This window comes from Rhizobium sp. SG741 (genome assembly GCF_012275435.1).
Classification (GTDB): Bacteria; Pseudomonadota; Alphaproteobacteria; order Rhizobiales; family Rhizobiaceae; genus Rhizobium; species Rhizobium lusitanum.
In genome coordinates, this window is the sequence record NZ_JAAZQP010000005.1 from 169,605 (window position 1) to 193,048 (window position 23,444).

Annotated in this window: 16 protein-coding genes and 1 pseudogene; 8 read left to right on the plus strand and 9 right to left on the minus strand. The window is 61.6% G+C overall.

Annotated features, from left to right (window positions below; genetic code table 11):
• Positions 1-53: 53 nt before the first annotated feature.
• From FHT29_RS14955 to FHT29_RS14970, 4 genes are all read left to right on the plus strand, one after another.
• Positions 54-1,154: an RHE_PE00001 family protein gene (locus FHT29_RS14955; RefSeq protein WP_037196033.1), complete on the plus strand. Its 1,101-nt coding sequence runs from the start codon at positions 54-56 to the stop codon at positions 1,152-1,154.
• Between the two features lie 216 nt (positions 1,155-1,370).
• A complete protein-coding gene (locus FHT29_RS14960; RefSeq protein ID WP_047554393.1) occupies positions 1,371-2,840 on the plus strand; it encodes an efflux RND transporter periplasmic adaptor subunit in 1,470 nt (489 codons plus the stop codon).
• Positions 2,837-5,956: an efflux RND transporter permease subunit gene (locus FHT29_RS14965; RefSeq protein ID WP_112442021.1), complete on the plus strand. Its 3,120-nt coding sequence runs from the start codon at positions 2,837-2,839 to the stop codon at positions 5,954-5,956. The genes FHT29_RS14960 and FHT29_RS14965 overlap by 4 nt, the downstream gene beginning before the upstream one ends.
• Positions 5,953-9,060: an efflux RND transporter permease subunit gene (locus FHT29_RS14970; protein WP_047553831.1), complete on the plus strand. Its 3,108-nt coding sequence runs from the start codon at positions 5,953-5,955 to the stop codon at positions 9,058-9,060. The genes FHT29_RS14965 and FHT29_RS14970 overlap by 4 nt, the downstream gene beginning before the upstream one ends.
• 21 nt (positions 9,061-9,081) lie before the next feature.
• Here FHT29_RS14970 and FHT29_RS14975 read toward each other — a convergent pair.
• The 4 genes and pseudogenes from FHT29_RS14975 to FHT29_RS14990 all read right to left on the minus strand — a co-directional run bounded on the left by FHT29_RS14975 (position 9,082) and on the right by FHT29_RS14990 (position 14,143).
• Positions 9,082-9,392: pseudogene (locus FHT29_RS14975) on the minus strand (VapC toxin family PIN domain ribonuclease).
• On the minus strand, positions 9,389-9,634 hold the full coding sequence (locus FHT29_RS14980) for a plasmid stabilization protein (RefSeq protein WP_047553829.1): 246 nt from the start codon (positions 9,632-9,634) through the stop codon (positions 9,389-9,391). Before FHT29_RS14980 ends, FHT29_RS14975 begins: the two are co-directional and overlap by 4 nt.
• Positions 9,635-9,763: 129 nt before the next feature.
• Positions 9,764-12,907, minus strand: coding sequence for an efflux RND transporter permease subunit (locus tag FHT29_RS14985; protein WP_047553827.1), 3,144 nt, complete (start codon positions 12,905-12,907; stop codon positions 9,764-9,766).
• Positions 12,908-12,916: 9 nt separating this feature from the next.
• The gene (locus FHT29_RS14990) at positions 12,917-14,143 is read right to left on the minus strand and encodes an efflux RND transporter periplasmic adaptor subunit (protein WP_037196195.1); all 1,227 of its coding nucleotides are present in this window, start codon (positions 14,141-14,143) and stop codon (positions 12,917-12,919) included.
• Positions 14,144-14,317: 174 nt separating this feature from the next.
• Between FHT29_RS14990 and FHT29_RS14995 the strand changes: the two genes are divergently transcribed.
• Positions 14,318-15,001: a TetR/AcrR family transcriptional regulator gene (locus FHT29_RS14995; RefSeq protein ID WP_047553822.1), complete on the plus strand. Its 684-nt coding sequence runs from the start codon at positions 14,318-14,320 to the stop codon at positions 14,999-15,001.
• Between the two features lie 169 nt (positions 15,002-15,170).
• On the opposite strand, the gene FHT29_RS15000 is transcribed toward FHT29_RS14995, so the two are convergent.
• From FHT29_RS15000 to FHT29_RS15010, 3 genes are all read right to left on the minus strand, one after another.
• Positions 15,171-15,413 carry a hypothetical protein gene (locus FHT29_RS15000; RefSeq protein ID WP_047553818.1) on the minus strand — a complete coding sequence of 81 codons (243 nt, stop codon included), beginning with the start codon at positions 15,411-15,413 and terminating at the stop codon, positions 15,171-15,173.
• 230 nt (positions 15,414-15,643) lie between these two features.
• Positions 15,644-16,897, minus strand: coding sequence for a YcaO-like family protein (locus tag FHT29_RS15005; protein WP_168599803.1), 1,254 nt, complete (start codon positions 16,895-16,897; stop codon positions 15,644-15,646).
• A gap of 185 nt (positions 16,898-17,082) precedes the next feature.
• The gene (locus tag FHT29_RS15010; protein ID WP_037196050.1) at positions 17,083-17,541 is read right to left on the minus strand and encodes a helix-turn-helix transcriptional regulator; all 459 of its coding nucleotides are present in this window, start codon (positions 17,539-17,541) and stop codon (positions 17,083-17,085) included.
• A gap of 826 nt (positions 17,542-18,367) precedes the next feature.
• Here FHT29_RS15010 and FHT29_RS15020 point away from each other — a divergent pair.
• The 3 genes from FHT29_RS15020 (at position 18,368) to FHT29_RS15030 (ending at position 21,187) form a co-directional block, all read left to right on the plus strand.
• On the plus strand, positions 18,368-19,381 hold the full coding sequence (locus tag FHT29_RS15020; protein ID WP_047553815.1) for an ABC transporter substrate-binding protein: 1,014 nt from the start codon (positions 18,368-18,370) through the stop codon (positions 19,379-19,381).
• Positions 19,382-19,472: 91 nt separating this feature from the next.
• Positions 19,473-20,291, plus strand: a complete 819-nt coding sequence (locus tag FHT29_RS15025) for an ABC transporter ATP-binding protein (protein ID WP_047554389.1) — start codon at positions 19,473-19,475, stop codon at positions 20,289-20,291.
• Between the two features lie 14 nt (positions 20,292-20,305).
• Entirely contained in the window at positions 20,306-21,187 is an 882-nt protein-coding gene (locus FHT29_RS15030) for an ABC transporter permease (protein ID WP_037196058.1), read from the plus strand.
• 175 nt (positions 21,188-21,362) lie between these two features.
• On the opposite strand, the gene FHT29_RS15035 is transcribed toward FHT29_RS15030, so the two are convergent.
• Both FHT29_RS15035 and FHT29_RS15040 read right to left on the minus strand, forming a co-directional pair.
• Positions 21,363-22,778 carry a sensor histidine kinase gene (locus FHT29_RS15035; protein WP_047553812.1) on the minus strand — a complete coding sequence of 472 codons (1,416 nt, stop codon included), beginning with the start codon at positions 22,776-22,778 and terminating at the stop codon, positions 21,363-21,365.
• On the minus strand, positions 22,768-23,436 hold the full coding sequence (locus FHT29_RS15040; protein ID WP_047553810.1) for a response regulator: 669 nt from the start codon (positions 23,434-23,436) through the stop codon (positions 22,768-22,770). The genes FHT29_RS15035 and FHT29_RS15040 overlap by 11 nt, the downstream gene beginning before the upstream one ends.
• Between the last annotated feature and the right edge of the window lie 8 nt (positions 23,437-23,444).

The following is a 23,444-nucleotide window of genomic DNA, read 5'->3' on the forward strand; positions in this document are numbered from 1 at the left end:
GCCGGATGCGGCGATGATAAGTTCCGTAAGAATGATTCAATGATGTGATTCCAATGCGATATGATCTGACCACCCTCCCGCTGACGACGCTCCTGGCTGCCATCATCAAGGCGGAAGACATGCTGGCGCGGCTGGACGAGCGTGTCCTCAGGCATGCGGTGGCGGACGGTTTTCGCGAGCGCGGGCATTTTTTCGACGCAGCGGGCGCGCTCTGGGTCGGTGGCGAGCTGGTGCATGTGGAGGATCTGGTCTTGCACGATGCGCGCATGGATGCGCGCACGCCGACACATGAGCTGACCATCGCCCACGCCGTGCTGCGGGTCAGGCGTCGTCTGTGGAGCGCGGAGCCCTCCTGGGGGTTGGAGGCGGCCGGACTTGCCGCATTGCGGGGCGATATCGGCGAGGCCAAGGACGTCATCCAGCTGCGTCCGCCGCCGCTCGGTGAGCCTAATGACGGACAAGAGGATGGGGGGGATGATTTCGGCGTCGATTTCGCCGAGATCGACGCCATTCTTGCCCGATCCGACAAGATCCTGAACGGCGGCGTCCCAGATGCCAGGCCGGAGACGATCGACGATCCGTTTGCCCTGGTTCGCGACGAGGATTGGGATGAAGGCGAGCGGCTGGAGAGCTGGCGCGCCCTGATCCGCGAGGCCGATCTGTTGCCGCCGGTTCTTGGCGCCGCCGTGCTTTTCGACGCCTGGGAGCGGATCGAGCCGCTGCGGCGGCAGCATTGGCTCGGCGGCCTGCTGGTCAGCGCCTATCTGCGCAGCCGCGGCAAGGTCACCTCGCATCTCTTCTGCCTGAATGTCGGCCTGAAATCCGTGCGGCACGAGCGGCGGCGTGCGTCGGATCGCACCACACGGCTGTTGGCCTTCCTGGACGCCATGGCGCTTTCGGCCGATTCGGGTCTCAAGGAACTCGATCGGCTTTCGCTCGCCAAGCTGCAGATGGAATTGCGGCTGAAGGACCGGCGATCGAACAGCAGCCTGCCGGAGGTTATCGATATCGTGCTGTCGCGACCGATCGTTTCGGCGAAGATGATCGCCCGCCATGTCGGTGTTACCCCAAGAGGCGCGCTCAATCTGGTGGCTGATCTCGGCCTGCGCGAGATGACCGGTCGCGGGCGCTATCGCGGCTGGGGGGTGCTGTGATCACAGGGGACAGCGTGCGCTTGCGCAGCCGCTGATCTTTTGCAACTACAACCCTAGTTTTTGTCCAATGTTACAGTTTGTTACGCTAAGTCGCGCTAAAATGGACAAAATTTAATGGCCATACCAAATTCCTAAGTGGCGCGATGCAAGCTAGAGTCGCGCCCTGTGATGCTGGCGGGTCGTGAACCGTCGAAGGCTTTGAAGGAAGGTATGTTGATGGCTCGGACCTTTCGGGTCGTAATGTCGCTGGCGGTAATCGGTGCAGTGGCCTATGGCGCCTATGCCACTCGCGATCTCTGGCTTGGCAGCGCCGAGCGGCTGCTCGGCTATCAGAATGCGTCAGCACCTGCCCAGCAAGCTCAAGGTGAGCGTCGCAACGGCCAGGGCCAGGGGAGTGGCGGCAGCGGAAGACGGCGCGGCCTCTCGCAATTCAGCGGTCCTGTTCCGGTGCTTGTGGCCGACGCGAAGGCGGCCGATGTGCCTGTCTATATCGATGGCGTGGGTTCGGTGAAGGCCCTGAACACCGTGACGGTGCGCGCCCAGGTCAACGGAAAGATCGTGGAAATCGATTTCGACGAAGGCCAGGACATCAAGAAGGGCGACGTAATCGCCCGTATCGATGACGGCGTCTACAAGGCGCAGCGCGACCAGGCGGTCGCCAAGAAGGCGCAGGACGAAGCCCTGCTCGCCGGCGCCCAGCGTGACCTTGCGCGCTATCAGCTGATGGTGAAGAGCGCCTCGGGCACCCAGCAGCAGGTCGACACCCAGCTGTCGCTGGTGGCGCAATATACGGCGCAAATCCAGGTCGATGTGGCAGCCATAGAAAGCGCCCAGGCGACGCTCGACTATACGACGATCAAGGCGCCCATCGACGGGCGCACCGGCATCCGCAACGTCGATATCGGCAATCTGGTCAGCTCGTCCGACACGACCGGCATCGTGACGCTGTCGCAGATCCAGCCGATCTCCGTCCTCTTTTCCATTCCGCAGCAGCAGCTTGCACGCGTCAACGCGGCCAGCCTGGCCGGAACGCTCGCCGTCGAGGCGCTGGGGAACGACGGCCAGACGGTGGTCGACAATGGCTCGCTTGCGGTGGTCGACAACCAGGTCGACCCCACGACAGGCACGATAAGGCTGAAGGCCAATTTCCCGAACGACAAGCTGGCGCTTTGGCCGGGTGCTTTCGTCAATGCGCGTCTTCTGGTCGAGACGCTGAAGGGCGTGACGACCATTCCGAGCGCCGCCGTGCAGCGCGGGCCGAACGGCACCTTCGTCTATATCGTCAACCAGGATGAGACCGTTGCCATGAAGGCGGTGAAGGTGCGCCAGCAGGATGACACGCTGGCGGTCATCACCGACGGTGTGTCGCCCGGCGACAAGGTGGTGACGACCGGCTTCGCGCGGCTTCAGGATAAGTCGAAAGTCCAGATTTCAGCCAGTCCGGTTCAGGCAACGCCGAATGCGCCGGCAGCGAATGATCAGGGGCAGCCGGTCGCGGAGAACGATCCGCAAAGCGGCCAAACCAACAATGCCAATGATGGTGAGCGGCCGCATCGTCGGCACAACGGTGAGGGCGGCAATGGCAGCCATCGCGGCCAGCATGCCGCCGGCGCCGGCCAGGGTGCGGATGCCAGTGGCAGCGCTGCCCCCGCCACGTCGCCCACAACGCCGACACAGCAACAATGAACGTTTCGTCGCTCTTCATCTCCCGGCCTATCGCCACCTCGCTTCTCGGGGTCGCGGTTCTCCTGGGCGGCATTCTCGGTTTTCTCTTCCTGCCGGTCGCGCCGCTGCCGCAGGTGGATTTTCCGACGATACAGGTGACGACGCAGCTTCCCGGAGCCGATCCCGATACGATGGCCGCCCTGGTGACGGCGCCGCTCGAGCGACCGCTCGGACAGATCCCGTCGCTGGCGTCCATGACCTCGTCGAGCGCCTTCGGCATCAGCCAGATCACCCTGCAATTCGATCTCGGCCGCAATATCGATGGCGCCGCACAGGATGTGCAGGCGGCGATCAATGCCGCCGGCTCGACGCTGCCGCGCACCTTGCCCTATCCACCGACCTATTCGAAGGTGAACCCGGCCGATACGCCGATCGTGACGCTGGCATTGCATTCCAACAGCTATTCGATCCGCGAACTCAGCGACTTCGCCGATACGATGATGGCGCAGCGGCTGAGCGAGGTTTCCGGTGTCGGCGACGTCAACATCCAGGGCGGCGTCAAGCCGGCCATCCGCATCCAGGTCGATCTGCCGCGTCTCGCCTCCTACGGCCTGGCTCTGGAGGACATACGCTCGGCGATCACCAATGCCAGCGTTGCCGGCGCCAAGGGTTCGCTTGACGGCACCCAGCAGAGCTTCACGCTTGCGGCCAACGACCAGATCGTCGATCCCAATGTCTATAAATCCGTCATCATTGCCTATCGCAACAGCGCACCGGTGCAATTGAAGGACGTGGCAACCGTCGTCGAAGGGCTGGAGAACAATCGTGTCGGCGCCTGGTATCAGGGACAGCCCGCCGTCATTCTCGATATCATGCGCCAGCCAGGCGCCAACGTCATCCAGACGGTCGAAAGCGTCCTGCAGCAGTTGCCGAAGCTGAAGCAGGCGCTGCCCGCCGGCATCTCGCTCGACATCGTCAACGATCGCACCGAGACGATCAGGGCTTCGATCCACGACGTGCAATGGACGCTGGTGATCAGCATCGGTCTGGTCATTCTCGTCGTCCTGCTTTTCCTGCGCACGGTGACGGCGACATTCATTGCAGGCGTCGCCCTGCCGCTGTCGTTGATCGCGACCTTCGGCGTCATGTGGTTTGCCGGCTTCAGCCTCGACAATCTCTCGCTGATGGCGCTGACCATCGGCACCGGTTTCGTCGTCGACGACGCCATCGTGATGATAGAGAATATCGCCCGCCACATCGAGGAGGGCGAAAACCCGATGCAGGCGGCGCTGAAGGGCGCCGGCGAGATCGGCTTCACCATCATTTCGCTCACCGTCTCGCTGGTTGCCGTCTTCATTCCCCTGTTGTTCATGACCGGGATCGTCGGGCGCATGTTCCGCGAGTTTGCGCTGACGCTCACCATTGCCGTGGTGGTGTCGGCAGTCGTGTCCCTGACCCTGACTCCGATGATGTGCGCCCGAATCCTGCGAAAGCCCAGGGAGCGCAAGGGCGGCATTCTGGCCGGAACCGACCGTTTCATGGAGCGACTTGTCGAGGGCTACAGACGCAGTCTCGTTTGGGCTGTGGACCGGAGTGCCCTGACGCTGTTGGCAACGGTGGTGACGCTGGCCGCGACCATCGCGCTTTATGTCGTCATTCCCAAGGGCTTCCTGCCGGCGCAGGATACGGGGCTGATCACGGCCGTCATAGAAGCGGAGCCGACGACCTCCTTCGAATCCATGACGACGATACAGGCGACCGTGGCCGACCGGCTGCGCAAGGATCCGGACGTGAAGGGCATCGTCTCCGTCATCGGTGCCAGCGCCAGCAATCTGACGCTGAACACAGGCAATCTCAGCCTCGTGCTGAAGCCGAGGAACCAGCGCGACGTTTCCGCCGATCAGATCATCGACCGGATGCGCGGTGAAGTCGACGGCCTGCCCGGCATCCATGTCACCTTCCAAAGCGTACGCGACATCTCGATCAGTACCCGGGCAAGCCGCGCACCCTATCAATACACGCTGACCGGGACGGATACGGCCACGGTGGTCGACTGGGCCGCAAAGCTCACTCAGCAGCTGCAGGAGAGCCCGAAGCTCATCGACGTCACGTCCGAGGTCGAAATGGGCGGCGGCCGCATCTTCGTCGATGTCGATCGCGAAACCGCCTCGCGGCTCGGCGTGTCGATGCAGGCCGTCAGCGATACTTTGAATGACGCGTTCGGCCAGCGCCAGATCGCCACGATCTACGGCCAGGCGAACCAGTATCGCGTCATTCTCGAGGCCGCGCCGCAATACCAGTCGGATCCGAAGTCGCTCAACAAGCTCTACGTTGCGGGCGCCAGCGACACGCAGGTTCCCCTCAATGCGTTCACCACAGCGACATTCACGACGGCGCCCCTGGTCATCAGCCATGACGAGCAGTTTCCGGCCGTGACGATCAGTTTCGATCTCGCCAAGGGCGCTTCGCTGAGCGAGGCAGTTGCCGAGGTCAAGGCGGCCGAGCAGGACATCGGCATGCCTGATAACATCCAGCGCAAATATTCGGGTGATGCGGAAGAATTTGCCTCCTCGCTCGCGGGCGAACCCTGGCTGATCCTCGCGGCCGTCGTGACCATCTACATCGTGCTCGGCCTGCTCTACGAAAGCGCCGTGCATCCCGTTACCATTCTTTCGACGCTGCCTTCGGCCGGCGTCGGCGCGCTGCTCGCACTGATGCTGTTCGGGCAGGACCTGTCGATCATCGCCTTGATCGGCATCGTGCTCTTGATGGGTATCGTGAAGAAGAATGCGATCATGATGATCGACTTCGCGCTGGAGGCGGAGCGCAAGGAAGGCCTTCCGCCGCGCGAAGCCATTCTCAAGGCCTCTATCCTGCGTTTCCGCCCGATCATGATGACGACACTGGCGGCACTCTTCGGTGCGCTGCCATTGGCCCTGGCGCAGGGCACGGGTGCCGAACTGCGCATCCCGCTCGGTATTACCATCATCGGCGGCCTCGTGCTTTCCCAGCTTCTGACGCTCTATACGACGCCGGTGATCTATCTGGCTTTCGAGAGCCTGCGCGCCCGCATCGTCGGCCGCACCAGCGGAACGCCGAGTCCAGAGATGAACGAACTGGCGGGTGGTGAGACATGAACCTCTCCGAGCCGTTCATCAAACGCCCTGTCGGGACGACGCTTCTGGCGATCGGGTTGATGATCCTCGGCATCGTCGCCTATCGGTTCCTGCCGGTGGCAAGCCTGCCGACCGTCGATCTGCCGACGATCGTCGTCTCCGCCGGCCGGCCGGGCGCCGATCCCGCCAGCATGGCGGCAAGCGTCGCAGCGCCGCTCGAGCGCCATCTCGGCACCATTGCCGGCGTCACGCAGCTGACCTCGGTCAGCTCGCTCGGCTCGAGCACCATCATCGCGCAATTCGATCTCTCGCGCAGTGTCGATGGCGCGGCGCAGGATGTGCAGGCGGCGTTGAATGCGGCGGCAATCGACCTGCCGGGCGATCTTCCGACATTGCCTTCCTTCCGCAAGATCAACCCGGCCGCGGCTCCTGTCCTCATCCTGGCGCTGACATCAGACAATGTCGCGCCGAGCGCCATATATGATGCGGCCGATACGGTGGTCGTGCAGCGTATCTCGCAGGTGGATGGCGTCGGCGGCGTGACGGTCAGCGGCGCCGATCAGCCGGCGGTGCGCATCAGGCTGGATCCCGACCGTCTCTCGGCCATGGGCCTATCGCTCGATGCCGTCCGTACGGCGATCGTCAACGCCAACGTGCTCGGTCCCTTCGGCTCCATCGACGGCGCCAGCGGCGCCTTCTCTCTTGCCGTGAACAGTCAGCTGCGGACGCCGGAAGCCTATGGAAGGCTTGTCGTGCGGAGCGGCGACGGCACGGCCGTCCGCCTCTCGGATATCGCCACCGTCGAGCCGGGCGTGCGCAACAGCCGCTCCGATGCTTGGTACGACGGCAAGCCGGCCGTGCTGCTCAACATCACCAAGCAGGCGGATGCGAACGTCATTGCCACCGTCGATGGCGTCAAGGAGCTGATCCCCGAGCTGCAGAGGCTCATCCCCGCCGGCGTCAAGATAGCAGTCCTTTCCGACCGCACCACAACGATCCATGCCAGCGTCAACGATATGCAGTGGACCCTGCTCGCCACCATCTGCCTGGTCATGGCCGTGGTCTTCGTCTTCCTGCGGCGCGCGACGCCGACCCTTGCAGCCGGCGTCACCGTGCCGCTCTCATTGGCCGGAACCTTTGCCGCGATGTGGCTATTCGGACTGTCCATAGACAATCTTTCTCTCATGGCGCTCGCCGTCTCGGTCGGCTTCGTCGTCGACGATGCCATCGTCATGATCGAGAACATCTATGCCAATCTGGAAAGCGGCATGAAGCCGATGCGGGCGGCGCTCGAGGGGGCGAGGCAGATCGGCTTCACGGTGGTTTCCATCAGCCTGTCACTGCTCGCCGCCTTCATACCGCTGTTCTTCATGGGCGGCATCGTCGGCCGCTTCTTCCAGACCTTTTCGCTGACGCTCGGATTCACCATCGTTGTCTCAACGCTGGTGTCGCTGACGCTGACGCCGATGATCTGCGGCCATCGCCTTCGTCAGCACGACATCGATGCGCGGCCAGGTCCGTTCGGCCGCGTTATCGAAGGCACGCTGGGCGCGATCATCGGATTTTATGGCCGTACTTTGAAAGCGGTGCTGCACCACCGCGTGCTGTCCGTGCTTGTTATCATCGCCTGCGTCGTCATGTCGGGCTATCTCTACGTCAAGGTTCCGAAGGGTTTCATTCCGCAGGACGATACGGGCTTCATCCAGGGTGGGACGGAGGCTGCGACCGATATCTCCTATCCGGCCATGGTCAAATTGCAGCGGCAGGCGGCTGATATCGTCGCCCAGGACCCTGCGGTCTCGGGTCTTGGTTCTTCCCTGGGCGGCGGCGGCTTTTCCAGCTCCATCAATCGCGGGCAGCTCCTCATTTCACTCAAGCCGGAATCGGAGCGGGCACCGACGGCCGACGTCATCGACCGGCTTCGCAAGCAACTCACGGCCGTTCCAGGGCTCAGCACCTTCCTGTTTTCGCCTGGTGACATCCGCGCCGGGGCTCGCCAGTCGCAGTCGCAGTATCAGTTCACGCTCTGGGGCGCGAATTATGACGAGCTGGTGTATTGGGCGCCGAAGGTGCTGGAACGCATGCAAGCTCTTCCGGGGCTGACCGATGTCGCGACCGACAGGCAGCCCAACGGCCTGCAGGCGACCGTCAATATCGACCGGAGCCTCGCTTCACAACTCGGGGTCAACATCCAGTCCATCGATGCCGCGCTGAACAATGCCTTCGCTCAGCGGCAGATCTCGACGATCTATACGCAGCGCAACCAGTATCGTGTGGTGCTGGAGGCCAATCCGAACTACGCCCTCGATCCGCACGATATCTCCAAGCTCTATGTGCCGGCCTCCGGTGGCACGCAGGTCCCCCTCAGCGCCGTCGCATCGGTCGACCGGACGCTTGCGCCGCTGGTGGTCAATCATCAGGGCCAATATCCGTCCGTCACCATTTCCTACAATCTGGCGCTCAACACGCCGCTGCAGGTGGCGAACGACGCCATCCAGAAGGCGGTGCTCGACATGCACCTGCCCGACACGCTGCACGCGGATTTCGCCGGCGACGCGGCAAGCGTCACGCAGTCGTCCAGCAGCCAGCCGCTCCTGCTTCTGGCAGCGCTTCTGACGGTCTACATCGTCCTCGGCATTCTCTATGAAAGCCTGGCGCATCCGCTGACGATCATCTCGACGCTACCATCAGCCGGCCTGGGCGCCTTGCTGGCGCTGGTCATCAGTGGCACCGAATTGACGATCATCGCCTTCATCGGCATCATCCTCTTGATCGGCATCGTCAAGAAAAACGGGATCATGATGGTGGACTTCGCCCTGCAGGGTGAGCGTGTGCTCGGCCTGTCCCCGGAGGAGGCGATCTATCAAGCCTGCCTCAAACGCTTCCGTCCGATCCTGATGACGACGCTGGCCGCATTGATGGGCGCCATTCCGCTGATCATCGCGACCGGCCCAGGTTCGGAGCTTCGCCGTCCGCTCGGTATCACCATCGTCGGCGGACTGGTCGTGTCGCAGGTGCTGACGCTCTACACCACGCCGATCATCTACCTGATGCTTGCCAAGCTGCATGCACGATGGTCGCCGAAGCAAGAGCCGGCACCGCCGATGTCTTCGCTATCAACTTGAGTTGGCGGCATATGGATCGGATCAGTCCCGATAGTTCCACGGATTGACGATCGCTATTCCGGTGTCCAGGAAATCCGGCACGTTGCGTGTTGCAAGCGTCGCTCCTCGCGACGCCGCAACTGCGGCGATCTGAGCATCGAACTGGTTGATTGGCCTGCCCGCCCGCAGCGGCGATGTTGCAAGAATGGCAGCTTCCAATTCGCTTCGGCGCCGGCCCTCGGGCAAGAGCCGGAGGCCGTAAGAGGAGGTTGGGCGGCGAGCCATGCTTCAACCATTGGCGATGGTGATCGCGCCCGTAGTTCCGAAATGACATTCGTGTCGAGAATGATCATGGATCGAGATCGACCGGGCGGATTGGTTCACGTGGGGCAATATCCAGCACAACCCCACCGCTTGCAGCCATGCGACGACGAATTGTCTCGGCCAAATTGGGCTTACGCTTTTCTTCGGTCGATAAGGCCGCCCGCAGAATGTCTCGCGCCTCATCCTCCATCGATCGCCCGTGTGCGGCGGCGCGAATGCGCAGCCGGGTCTTTAGATGATCATCGATATTGCGGATCGTCATACTGGCAATACAAATATTCTGTCATCAATGATTGCATATTAATCATTGATGACAGATTGGGCAAATCAAGCCGAAGCAGCCGATCCGTGATCGAGGTCTCGACCGCCCGCTCCTTTTTTCGAGAGCGAGTGAGAGGCCTTAATGCGCCACGTCAGGGTTGGCGGCCTCCGGCGCTGCCGTCGATCGAACATTGCCCTTGAAGATGCGGCGGACCGAAACGAACAGCAACGGGATGAAGAAGACGCCGAGCACGGTCGCCGAGATCATGCCGCCCATGACGCCGATGCCGATCGAGTTCTGGCTGCCCGATCCCGCGCCATTGGCAATCGCCAGCGGCATGACGCCGAGAATGAAGGCGAGCGAGGTCATCAGAATCGGCCGCAGGCGCTGGCGAGCGGCCTCCAGCGTCGCCTCGATCAGCCCCTTGCCGTGGTTTTGCTGCTCAATGGCGAATTCGACGATCAGAATGGCGTTCTTGGCGGCCAGACCTATCGTCGTCAACAGGCCGACCTTGAAGTAGACGTCGTTCGACTGGCCGAAGATGGTGGCGGCCAGCAGCGCGCCGAAGATGCCGATCGGAACCGACAGCATGACGGCGAGCGGGATCGACCAGCTTTCGTAGAGGGCCGCCAGCGCCAGGAAGACGACCAGGATGGAGATTGCATAGAGCTGGGTCGCCTGGTTGCCGGAGAGCTTTTCCTGGGCCGACAGGCTGGTCCACTCATGACTGAAGCCGGGGGGCAGGGTCGCCATGATCTTGTCGATCTCGTTCATGGCATCGCCCGACGAGACGCCCGGTGCTGCCGCGCCCTGGATTTCAACGGCCGACGAGCCGTTATAGCGCTCCAGCCGCGGCGAACCATAGGTCCAGTCGCCGCTGGCGAAGGCCGAGAATGGCACCATATCGCCGCCGGAGTTGCGCACGTACCAGCGGCCGAAATCCTCGGGCTGCATGCGGAAATTCTTGTCGGCCTGTACGTAGACGGGCTTGACGCGGCCGCGATCGATGAAGTCGTTGACATAGGTGCCGCCCCAGGCCGTCGACAGCGTCGAGTCGATATCGGACAGGGTGATATTGAGCGCGCTCGCCTTTTCCTGATCGATGTTCACGGAATATTGCGGCGTATCTTCCTGGCCGTTCGGGCGAGTGCCGAAGAGCTTCGCACTTTTGCCGGCTGCGCCCAGCAACTGGTTGCGGGCCTGGATGAGCGCGGCATGGCCGGCGCCGTTGACGTCCTTGATGAAGAAGTCGAAGCCGCTCGAACTGCCGAAGCCCGGAATCGCGGGCGGTGCGAGCGCAAAGACGCTGCCGTCCTTGATCTTCGAGAAAGCACCCATGGCGCGACCGGCGATCGCCTGCGCCTTCGATTGCGGCGTCGAGCGCTTGTCGAAGTCCTTCAATCTCACGAAGACGATACCGACGTTCTGTCCCTGACCGCTGAAACCGAAGCCCGCCACGGCGAATGCGCCGTCGACATAGTCCTTCTCGGTGTTGAGATAATAGTCCCTCACCTGATTGAGCACAGCCCAGGTGCGGGAATCCGTGGCGCCGGGGGGAAGCTGAATGGCGGTCAGCAGAATCCCTTGATCCTCCTCCGGCAGGAATGAGCTGGGAAGACGATTGAACAGATAGGCGACGGCGCCGCCGATCAACGCGAACACCAGCAGGAAGACGATGGAGTAGCGGATCATGCCGTTGATGCTGCGCTGATAACCTCGTGTTCCCCGCTCGAAGTTGCGGTTGAACCAGCCGAAAACACCGCGCTCCTTCGAGCCGTGTGCGGGCTTCTTCAGAATGGTGGCGCAAAGGGCCGGCGTCAGGATCAGCGCGACGATGACCGAGAGCACCATCGCCGAGACGATCGTCACCGAGAACTGGCGGTAGATGATGCCGACCGAGCCGGAGAAAAAGGCCATCGGGATGAACACGGCCGATAGGACTGTGGCGATGCCGATCAGCGCGCCGGTGATTTCCTGCATCGACTTGATCGTCGCCTCACGCGGCGACAGTCCCTCTTCCTCCATCACGCGCTCGACGTTCTCGACGACGACGATGGCGTCGTCCACCAACAGACCGATGGCGAGCACCATGCCGAACATAGTGAGCGTATTGATCGAATATCCGAACAGCGACAGCACGCCGAAGGTGCCGAGCAGGACGACCGGGACGGCGAGCGTCGGGATCAATGTAGCGCGGATGTTCTGCAGGAAGACGAACATGACGATGAAGACGAGCACGATGGCTTCGAACAGCGTCTTGACCACGTCTTCGATCGACAGCTTGACGAACGGCGTCGTGTCATAGGGGTAGACGATCTCGACATTCGGCGGCAGGGTCTGGCTCAGATTGTTAATAGTCGATCTGACCGCCTCCGCCGTGCTGATGGCGTTGGCGCCGGAAGCGAGCATCACGGCAAGACCTGCCGCGGGATGGCCGTTATAGGTGCTCGACGTGGTATAGGACGACGCGCCGAGCTCGACGGTGGCGACATCGTTCAAACGCACCAGCGAACCATTGGACTGGCTCTTCAGGATGATATTTTCGAACTGCTCAGGCGTCTGCAAGCGGCTCTTGGCCGTAACAGTCGCGTTGAGCTGCTGACCCTTGCGTTGCGGCAGCGCACCGAGCTGGCCGGCGGAAACCTGCGAGTTCTGAGCCTCGATCGCGCTGGTGACATCGCTGACCATCAGCTGATATTTGGCGAGCTTGTCCGGATTGACCCAGATGCGCATGGCGTAGCCGGCACCGAAGATCTGGGTGTTGCCGACGCCGTCGATGCGCTTCAGCGTATCGTTGAGCGTGCTGGAAACATAGTCCGCCAGGTCGTTGGAGTTCAGCTTGTTGTCTGACGAGACGAAGCCGACGACCATGAGGAAGTTCGACGTCGATTTTGAAACGGTTATGCCGGTCGATTGCACGGTCTGCGGCAGCTGTGCGGTAACGAGCTGCAGCTTGTTCTGCACCTGCATCTGCGCGACGTCCGGATTGGCCTTGTTGGTGAAGGTCACCGAGATCGAGGCCTGGCCCGTCGAGGTCGAGGTCGACGTCATGTAATCGAGATTGTCGATACCTGTCATGCCCTGCTCGATGACCTTGGTCACCGAGTTTTCGACGGTTGCGGCATCGGCGCCGGGATAGGTGGCGCTGATGCTCACCGTGGTGGGCGCGATTTGCGGATATTGCGAGATCGACAGTGTGAGGATCGACAACGCGCCCGCAAGCATGATGACAATGGCGATAACCCAGGCGAAGATCGGCCGGTCAATGAAAAAACGAGACATCGTCTAATCTCACTTCTGAGCGCCGGAGGCGGCCTTGATATCGGTTTTTTCCAATTCGGCCTGCTGCTGTGCCGGCTTGGCGTCGGCTGCTGCCTGCTTCACCTCGCCGGTCGCATCATCGATGGTCACGGGAGAGACGTTGACTTCCTGGCCGTCGCGGACACGCTGGCTGCCTTCGACGATCACGCGGTCGCCGTCCTTCATGCCCTCATTGACAAGCCAGCTGTTGCCGATGCTGCGCTGTACCTTCAATACGCGCTGCTGCACCTTGCCGTCGGCGGTCACGAACATGGCCGTAGGCTCGCCCTTGGTGTTGCGGAAAACAGCGCGCTGGGGCACGAGGAAGCTGTTTTCGGCAATGCCCTCCTGAATGGTGGCGCGCACATACATGCCGGGCAGCAGAATGCGGTCCGGATTGGGGAAGACGGCGCGTACGGTAATCGTGCCGACGGTTTCGGCCACCGAGGCTTCAGCAAACTCGAGCTTGCCGGCTTCCTTATATTGGCTGCCGTCTTCGAGCGTCAGATGCACCGAGACGTTGTCGCCGCTGGTCTTCAATCTGCCTTCCGCGACGGCGCGACGGAATTCAAGCAGGTTCGTGCTCGACTGCGTGACGTCGACATTGATCGGATCGAGTTGGCGGATGGTGGTCAGTGCGGTCGTCTGGTCCGCGGTGACGAGAGCGCCAACGGTGACTGCGGAAGCATCGACACGGCCGCCGATCGGCGCGCGCATCTTGGTGTAGTCGAGATTGATGCGCGCTGTTTCCAGGGCTGCTTTGGCGGATGCCACGTCGGCATTCGCCTGAGCCAAAGTGGACACAGCATCGTCCAGATTTTGCTTGCTGACCGCGTCCTGTGCCGTGAGGCTCTTATAACGATCCACCTTCGACTGAGCGCTCGGCAAGGCCCCTTCCGCCTTCTGTAAGGAAGCGACCGCGCTGTCATAGGATGCCTGGTAGGAGGCCGGGTCGATCTCGTAGAGCACGTCGCCCGCCTTCACCTCGCTGCCTTCCTTGAAGTTACGGCTGCGAATGATGCCGCCGACCTGCGGTCGCACTTCGGCGACGAGATAGGCGCTGGTGCGGCCGGGCAGCTCGGCGGTGATTGCCACCGATTGCGGATGCAGCGCCATGGCGCTGACTTCGATCTTGACGGCCGGCATACCGCTTTGAGCACTCTTCTGCTCATTGCAGCCGACAAGCAGCATCGTGGCAGCGACCCCCGCAACGATCATCGCGCTTCGGGTGGCCAGAAGGCGGCTGGATATCGCAGGATATGTGGATTCGGAGGTGAAAGAGGCAAGCTTTCGCACGTTGCTATTTCCTGTTGCCTTATTTACAGTACGATGTCGTACGGAAAATATTTGTATTGCTCCAAATGTCAATCTCATTCGGCTGTTGAGGTCAAGATGGAAGTGCGGACGAAGGAACGGGGAGGCAACGCGGAACAGGCTGCGATACGCCGCCCGCGCGGTCGTCCGAAAACCGTGAACGACGATACGCGGCGCGCGGAGATCGTCAGCGAGGCTCGCTCGACATTCTACGAGCTGGGATATGGCGGAACGACGATGGATCTGGTTGCCGCCCGATGCAGGATCTCCAAGCAGACCCTTTATCGATTGTTTCCGCGCAAGACCGATCTCTTCATGGCGATCATCGCCGACCATCGTGCCTCGATGCTGGCCTTGCCGCGTGACGCGGATGAGAATCTGCCGCTCGGCGAGACGCTTGAACAGATCTTCATGATCAATATCGACGAGACCAAGGAGCGCGAACGCGAGGCCTTCATTCATCTCGCCATCAGTGAATCGCAGCAATTTCCGGAGGTTGCAACACTGATGCACACATACGGCGCAAAGCAATCGCAGCAGATGCTTGCCGATTGGCTTAGCCAGCAGCAGCAGCGCGGTCTTATCGAGATTGCCGATGTTGCAAGCGGCGCGCGCATGCTGATGAGCATGATCTTCGGCGCCATGATCTCAAAGCCGGGCCATCCGAATGACTGGCCCGATCGGGAAACGCGCTTGCGACACCTGCGTCAATGTATCGCGATCTTCGTGGCAGGTGTGCAGCCGCGCACGAGCGGTGTTTAGCTGGAGCATTTCCAGGAAAAGTGCGAAGCGGTTTTCCGTCTGGAATGCGTAAAGAAACAAAACGCTCTAGGTTGGTCTTGCTCTCTGCTCCTCAACAAAAATGCCGGCATGGCTTGCTAACCATACCGACATTTTCTCGGGTCCCCCGCCGAAACCCGCACCGGTGCGCTCAATGCGCAACGGCCATGTTTGCCCTGTCCGTGCCCTCTTCGAACAAAGGCATCTGCAATCCGTTTGCATACATTTCCTGCAACACGGCTCCGAGCGCCAGATCCAGGCACCAGACCGGGAATTCCGCGTTGAGATTTTTGGCACTTTGCCGCGCATAAGTGATGAGTCGTGCGATCGACGCCAGTTCCTTAAGTGAATCCGGATCCTGGTTTGTCATTTCGATCGAAAGTACTGCAGTCATTTCACACCCTCTATTGCCCCCTGTTCGCGGTGGTGAATTGCATCCTGCCGAGAACATGAGCAGACCTTAACTTATGTTCCTGGGGTTGGCGCGTGACATGCAGCGTGACACGAGGCGTGATTGTGCAATAATCCTACCTATGCAATTTCAGGACGTTAGAATGAAGAAATGCGCCGGTCAGCGGCCGGAAATATTAGGTCTCCAAGCTCGATTTCCGGGCATATGCATCGTCACAGCAGATGCAGGGATTTCGAAAGCGCCCTGTGGCCGTATCGGCGCTTGCGGTTGCCCGGTGGGTTTTCGAGCTCTGGTATCACGATCTTTGCAACCGAGAAGGGCAAGGAGGTGTGCGCCAGAGGAAGCGCTATTGCAGAGGCGATGCCTGCGTGGCGCATGTGATCGATCGTCAGCTCCAACAAGGCTTCGGCGCCTTTCGGCAAGGGGGCATCGAGCCTTGATGCGGGTTTTGGGGCAGCGTCGAAGCAGCTTCGGATGCTATCAGGCAGTTCCCGGGTAAAAGTTTCCGGCTCTATATCGTCGCGGCCGCCGCTGATGAAGGTGAGCCGCGACTGCGCGGCTTCCGTCACCGCGCGGATCACTGCCCGGAGCGGCGATGGATGTGCGCCGCCGCCGACCGTGACATCGAGATAGCGCACGCGTCTCGCCGCGGCGATGTCGCTGGGACCGAGCAGAGCGGTGACGGCCGGGATGCTGATATCGCTGGTGATGTCAAAGAGGCGCAATGTCAGCCCGGCGGAGTCGATCCTGGCCGTCAACTCGTTCAGCACCGGATCGTGGAAGGAGGCAGGGTCGATGCAGGCGTCCATGCGCTGCTTCAATGTGGAGATGTCCCAGAGTACCACGGCGTCGCGCTCGATGCGCTCCAGCACGCCGTGCAGGATGGCCTCGGCGAAGGTGTTGCCGGAAGCCAGCCCGTCGGATGATTGCCAGAAGCGTGCAACTCGGATGGTGCGATCGAGTGCTACGGCTTCGACGGGAATCCAGACGGCCTCTCCACTGATGAGATCGCGACCCTCGGCCCAGGCGATGTCCTCGTCATCGGCGATATCGGTCTGGCCGCCGGCAATGAGCTGCGGCAGAGTATCGGTGTGGCGTCCGTCGGCCATCAGCCGCTCGCGACTGGTGTTTACGGTTTCCAGGGCGGGCGTACTGGCCGTGGCCCGTTCCAGTGCCTCCATCGCGGCCGAGACTTTGGCATCGAGATCGGTGATGCCCTTGCCGTTGTGGACGACGATCGAGCGGGCGTTCGGGCTGATTGCCTGCCAAACGGGAATGCCGAGCCTGTCGAGCCCCGTCAGGCGCGCGAGACGGGTGACGCCGTGGGCCAGGAGACACGGCTCGATCCGCCGAAAGGTTTCCTCGGCTGAGCAGGCGCGATCCGAATAAGGAGATGCGGCGAGTGCGGATGCCTGCCTGCCCGAATGTCCGGCAAGAAATTCGGCTGGGGAAGGATCCACGGTCATCATTGCCGCCGAAGGGTTAGATTATTGACCGGCCGGGTATCACAGCCTCCCAATTGCCCATGCCACGCGCCGGCTTTCGAGGGGAAACAGCGTCAGCACACAGCGCAGCTGCGACTGTCGAGGCGACCACCAGCGCTTCTGTTGGGTTCGCGCCTCGACCATGTTCGATGCGGCAAGGCTAAAGGTCAGTTGCGAAGGCCTATCGATGCGTCGGCCGCTTGCGGCACATGGCCCGCGAGCGGTTCGGAGGCGTTTGACAATGACTTGATCAGTGTCAGCACGGACTGACGTATGCCGGGATCGTTGATCTTCATGAACGCCTTGTTAAGGCTCAGACCTTCCTTGGAGGTCAGAAACTCCGACAGATCCTCCAGGCCGTTGATCGCGCCCAGACCATCCGTGTTGAGCGGCTGCGTATTGTCTTGCTGGAAGAAGAAGGCGACCGGTACGGCCAGAACGTTGGCTATCGCCTGCAGCCGGCTGGCGCCGATGCGGTTGGTGCCCTTTTCATATTTCTGCACCTGTTGAAAGGTGACGCCGATCTGTTCAGCAAGCCGCTCCTGGCTCATGCCGAGCATCAGTCGACGTGTGCGAACACGGGAGCCGACATAGGCGTCGATCGGATTCGGTACTTTTGCACTCACTGCGCAATCTCCTTTTCAAACAGGGGACCAGGCGGATGCCACCTTAGCTGTGACACTATAGGGGCAGGGAACCTTCGTCCAATCTGCCCGTACAATGTGTGTTAAATATGGGTAAAATTCAACCAAAAGTCTTTTTTGTAAAGTTTTTGTGGCAGTGAAGGCCAAATAAACGCAGAAAGACGCGGCGCGTCAATGCGGATTGAAGACGGAAGAAGATCTGCAATTATGGACTGGGCATTGCGGGTTGTCCCTGGTCGGGATGAAGGTGCGGGCCGCATAACCACTTATGCCGCATTGCGCGTCATCGGAGACATACCGGTCATACAATATAATGCGGCCGTTACTCGAGGGATAACGCAATATGACGGCGCGTTCGCCGGCAATGAGCTGCTGCACGGATGCGCAGCTTCGGCTCAGCGACTCGTAGCGAGAGATGGCCCAGGCCGGCCCAGCGGTTGCGATCGTCGTTAGAATCAGCGCTGCGGCTACGCTTCTCATCCGTCATCCCCCAATGAACATACGATGTTCTAGATATGTCGCTATAGTAGAAATGCCAGGATCGGAAGATGCTTCCCCGTTGCAAGGGGCGATCACAACGGTATCTTGACGATGGCGGCAACCGCCATTGTCCCTGTGCCGTTTTTTCAAGCGTGCGCCAAAAGCCCTTTCAGCTCATTGAAAAAAAAATTTGTAATGTCGCCTTTTGAGCTTGCGCACTGAAAGCTGACTGAAAGGTTGCACGCGCTAGGTTCGTCGAGCTTCGTGGAGGAAGCAGATGTTCTGCGGCGTCGGGCGACGCAAGCACCAAAACAGGAGGAGACATTTGATGCGTTCATCGCGCGCCTTTTTTCATACCGTAGCCCTTTCCCTCGGCATGACTGCTGCTTCACTTGCAGCCACGGCGGCACAGGCCGCCGACAAGATTTCCATCATGGTGGGCGGCTACGAGAAGCAGATCTATCTGCCGGCCAAGCTTGCCGAAGGGCTCGGCTATTTTAAGGATGAAGGCCTCGAGGTCGAGCTTCTCAACGAATCGGCCGGCGTCGATGCCGAAAACCAGCTGCTGGCCGGTGCTGTCCAGGGTGTCGTCGGCTTCTACGATCATTGTGTCGACCTGCAGGCCAAGGGCAAGTTCATCAAGTCGGTTGTGCAGTTCAGCCAGGCGCCCGGCGAAGTCGAGCTGGTCTCGGCCAAGCATCCGGAAATCAAGTCCTTCGCGGATATGAAGGGCAAGAGCGTCGGCGTTACCGGCCTCGGTTCTTCCACCAATTTCCTGACGCTCTACATGGCATCCAAGGCCGGCCTTTCGCCTGCCGACGTGACCCCGGTTCCGGTGGGTGCCGGCCAGACCTTCATCGCCGCCATGCAGCAGGACGCCATCCAGGCCGGCATGACCACCGAGCCGACGATCTCGCGTCTGCTGAAGACGGGCGAGGCCAAGGTTCTCGTCGATCTGCGTACGCTCAAGGGCACCGAGGAAGCGCTCGGCGGCACCTATCCGGCCGCATCCCTCTACATGGATGCCGCATGGGTCGATGCCCATAAGGAAGAAGTGCAGAAGCTCGCCAACGCCTTCGTCAAGACGCTGCGCTTCATCCACACCCATTCCGCCGCCGAGATTGCCGACAAGATGCCGAAGGATTTCTACGTCGGCGACAAGGATGGCTACATCAAGGCCCTGGACGCCGGCAAGGAAATGTTCACGCCGGATGGCGTGATGCCGGAAGATGGCCCGAAGACCGTTCTCGCCGTGCTCTCGGCGTTCTCCAAGAACGTCAAGGGCAAGACGATCGACCTGTCGAAGACATACACGACGGAATTCGTCAAGAACGTCAAGTAAGCAGTCACAATGCCGCTTCCGGCAGGCGTTGGAAGCGGCAGTTCACCGGGCTTTGCGTGCACGCCCCAAGGCACGCGTGAGGATCAGCACCATGCAACAGGATGGACGCCGGACATCGGCGATCGAGCTCATCAATGTCAGCCGCCGTTTCGTTTCACCGACCGGCAAATCGCTGACGGCACTTCGTGATTTCAACATGACCGTCGAACGCGGCGAATTCGTCGCCGTCGTCGGCCCGACGGGCTGCGGCAAGTCGACGACGCTCAACCTCGTCACCGGCCTTGCCAGGCCCAGTGCCGGCGAAGTCCGCCTGATGGGCGGCCCGGTCAACGGCATCGACCCGCGTGTCGGCTTCGTCTTCCAGACGGATGCGCTGTTCCCCTGGAAGAACGTTATCGACAATGTCATGTCCGGCCCGATGTTCCGAGGCAAGTCCAAAGCGGAGGCCGAGAAGAGCGCCAAGGACTGGCTTGCCCGCGTCGGCCTCACGAAATTCCTGCATCACTATCCCCATCAGCTCTCGGGCGGCATGCGCAAGCGCGTCTCGCTGGCGCAGACCTTCATCAACGAGCCGGAAATCCTGCTGATGGACGAGCCGTTCTCGGCTCTCGACGTGCAGACCCGCACGGTCATGCATGAAGAACTGCTGAAGCTCTGGGCTGAACGGCAGGCTTCCGTGGTGTTCGTGACGCACGATCTCGAAGAGGCTGTTGCACTGGCTGACAAGGTCTATGTGCTGACAGCGGGACCTGCGACGGTGAAGTCGGTCTACAAGATCGACCTGCCGCGTCCGCGCGTCGTCTCGGAGATCCGCTACGAGCAGAACTTCATCGATTATTGCAAGACGATCTGGGATGACCTTCGCGAAGAGGTCGAAACCAGCTATCGCCGTGCCGCCCAAGCGGCATAAGGGGAGGATTGATCATGGCAAACACAGCCCTTGAGACAGGCAATGCGCCGATCTTCCGCGCCGGTACCTCGGATGCGGAAATCGAAGCAGCAGCGATGAAGGCAATGTCACGCCGCAAATATGTCGTGCTGTTCTGGCAGGTCGCGATCCTCGTGGCGATCCTTGGCGTCTGGCAGCTTGCTTCGGATTTGCACTGGATCGATCCGTTCTTCTATTCCAGCCCGACCGCCATCGGCTACAGGCTCTATGATTGGGTCACGGAAGGCACCGAAAACGGTTCGCTCTGGTATCATCTCGGCGTCACCATGGAAGAAGCGTTGATCGGCTTCGTCATCGGTTCGATCACCGGCGTTCTCGTCGGTGTCGCTCTTGGCCGCAACAGGCTGGCCTCCGATATCCTGTCGATCTACATCAAGGCGATCAATTCGATCCCGCGCGTCGTGCTGGCGCCGATCTTCGTGATGATCATGGGTCTCGGCCTGCCTTCCAAGGTGGCGCTCGCCTTCATCATGGTGTTCTTCGTCGTATTCGCCAATGCCTTTCAGGGCGTGCGCGAGGCCGACCGCAACATGATCGCCAATGCCCGCATCCTCGGCGCCTCGAACTGGCAGGTCACCCGCAACGTCATCCTGCCGTCGGCGATGAGCTGGATCTTCGCAAGTCTGCACGTCTCCTTCTCGTTTGCCATCATCGGCGCGATCGTCGGCGAATTCGTCGGCTCTCTGGCCGGCGTCGGCTACCTGATCTCGATCGCCAAGGGCACCTATGACGCTGCCGGCCTCTATGCCGCGATCATCCTGGTGATGCTGGTGACGCTCGGCGCCGAATATGTGATGACCCTGGTGGAAAACCGCATCACCCGCTGGCGTCCGCAACAGCATATGGACGCGCAATAAGCCGCGACTTTTTTGGCGCCTCCCAAGGCCGAGGCCGGGCATCTTGCCCGGCCCTTTTTGTTGCGCTGGCGTGAGAGACCCCCTCTCCCCGCGGGCGGGGAGAGGGGACTATCCCGCAACTATCGCATCCCAGAACCAAGGATCGCGACGTAAATTCCCGACTTAACTTCGCAGTTCAAACCGCCGGCAGCCGCACGCTGACCAACAGCCCGCCGCCGGCCGCTTCGCCAAGCGCGACCGAGCCGTCGGCGCCGTCGACGACCTCGCGGACGATGGCTAGTCCAAGGCCGCTGCCTTCGGGTTCGGTGCCCATGATGCGATAGAAGCGCTCGAACACCTGGGCACGCTCGGCTTCCGGAATGCCCGGACCGTTATCCTCGACCCATAGGAGGGCCGTATCGCCTTCCCGTCCGATGCCCACCGTCACGCGCCCGCCTGGCTGCGTGTACCGCAAGGCATTGTCGACGAGGTTGACCAGCATCTCGCGCAGCATGGTGCCGTCTCCCTCGATGCGCACCGGCATTTCGCCGGCTTCCAGCCCGAGGTCGATATTGTGCCGCAAGGCCTCTTCGGCAAGATTTTCCAGCACCCGCCGGGCGGTATCCGCAAGGTCGATCGTGTCGTCCCGTGGCCGGCGGCTGCCGGGTTCCGCACGCGCGAGGGTGAGAAGCTGGCTTGCAAGCCGGGTGACCTGCCGCGTGCTCGAACGCAGCGCCTGCAAAGCCTCGTCGCGCCTGGCGCTATCCGTCTCGCGCGCGGCAACGCTTGCCTGCGTCGAAATCAGAGCGAGCGGCGTGCGCAACTGATGGGCGGCATTCGAGACGAAGCGGCGCTGCGCCGCCATCTGGTTCTGCACGCGCTCCATGTGATCGTTGAGGGCGTGAACGAGCGGCCGCAGCTCGTTCTGCACCATATCGGGCTCCAAAGGATCCAGGCGCTGACGCCCGCGCTCGCGCACGGCGTCGCGAAGTCTCAGCACCGGCGTGAGGCCGCGCTGCAGGCCGATGATGGTCACCAGGCCGGCGACCAGGACGAGAACGAGCTGCTTGGTGAAGTCCGACAGCCACAGCCTGCGGCGCATGGCATATTGGCTGTTGTGGGTGACGGCGACGGTGACGGAAACCGGGCCGTCCTGGTTGAGGCCGACGACGGGATGGCTCAGCATCAGGGCCCGCATCCCGTCGGCCCGAAAGGTCGTGTCCTCGCCGACCTGCTCCCGTTTCGGGTGGGGCAGGTCGGGATAGCCGGCGATGAGGTTTCCCCACGCGGTCACCACCTGGTAGAAGACACGGTCGCCATAGCCGGTATCGAACATTTCAAGCGCCGCCGGCGGGATATCGATCTGCACGGTGCCGCTGCCATCGACATGCACGGCTTCGGCGATGACGCGGGCCGAGGCGAGCAGCGTGCGATCGGTGACGAGATCGGCCGTGGCGTCGGCCGAGCGGAAGCTGAGATAGAGGTTGATGCAGATCGCCCCGATCAGCGTCAGGACCACCCAGGCAAACAATTGCGCCCGCAGGCTGTTCGTCAGCGCGCTTACGGTGCGGCCCAGGCGTCCTTTCGGCGGGGGAGCGTCCTTATTGTGCATGGCGGAGGAGATAGCCCAGGCCGCGCAGCGTCGCGATCTGAACGGTGCTGCCCTCGAGTTTCTTGCGGACGCGATGCACATAGATTTCGATGGCGCTGGTATCGGCGAGATCGTCGAAGCCGAAGACGCTTTCCGACAGCGTGGTCTTGGTCACGGTCGTGCCAGCCTTCATGACCAGGTGTTCGAGCACGGCATGTTCGCGCGGCGTCAGCGCCAGGGCCTCGCCGGCGAGATAAAACTGCCGCGTTCCGCCATCGAACAAAAGGTCGCCGACGGCGATCTCCGGCGCGGCGTGATCGTGGCCACGGCGGACGGCGGCGCGGATGCGGGCTTCCAGTTCGGCAATCTCGAAAGGCTTGGCGAGATAATCGTCGGCACCGCTATCGAGGCCGGCAATCCGGCCGTCGAGGCTGGCATTGGCCGTGAGGATGATGACCGGCACCTTGTTGCCGCTCTGGCGCACGTGCTTCAACAGGGTCAACCCGTCCATTTTCGGCAGCGACAGATCCAGGATGACAGCGGCATAGGCTGCGACCCTCAGCATGTGCTCGGCGTCCTCGCCGTCGTAGGCGATGTCAACGGCATATTGCGCCTGACGCAGCGCCTTGCCGAGCCAGGACGCCAGTTCGCGGTTGTCTTCGACGATCAGCAGCCTCATGCTGCAAC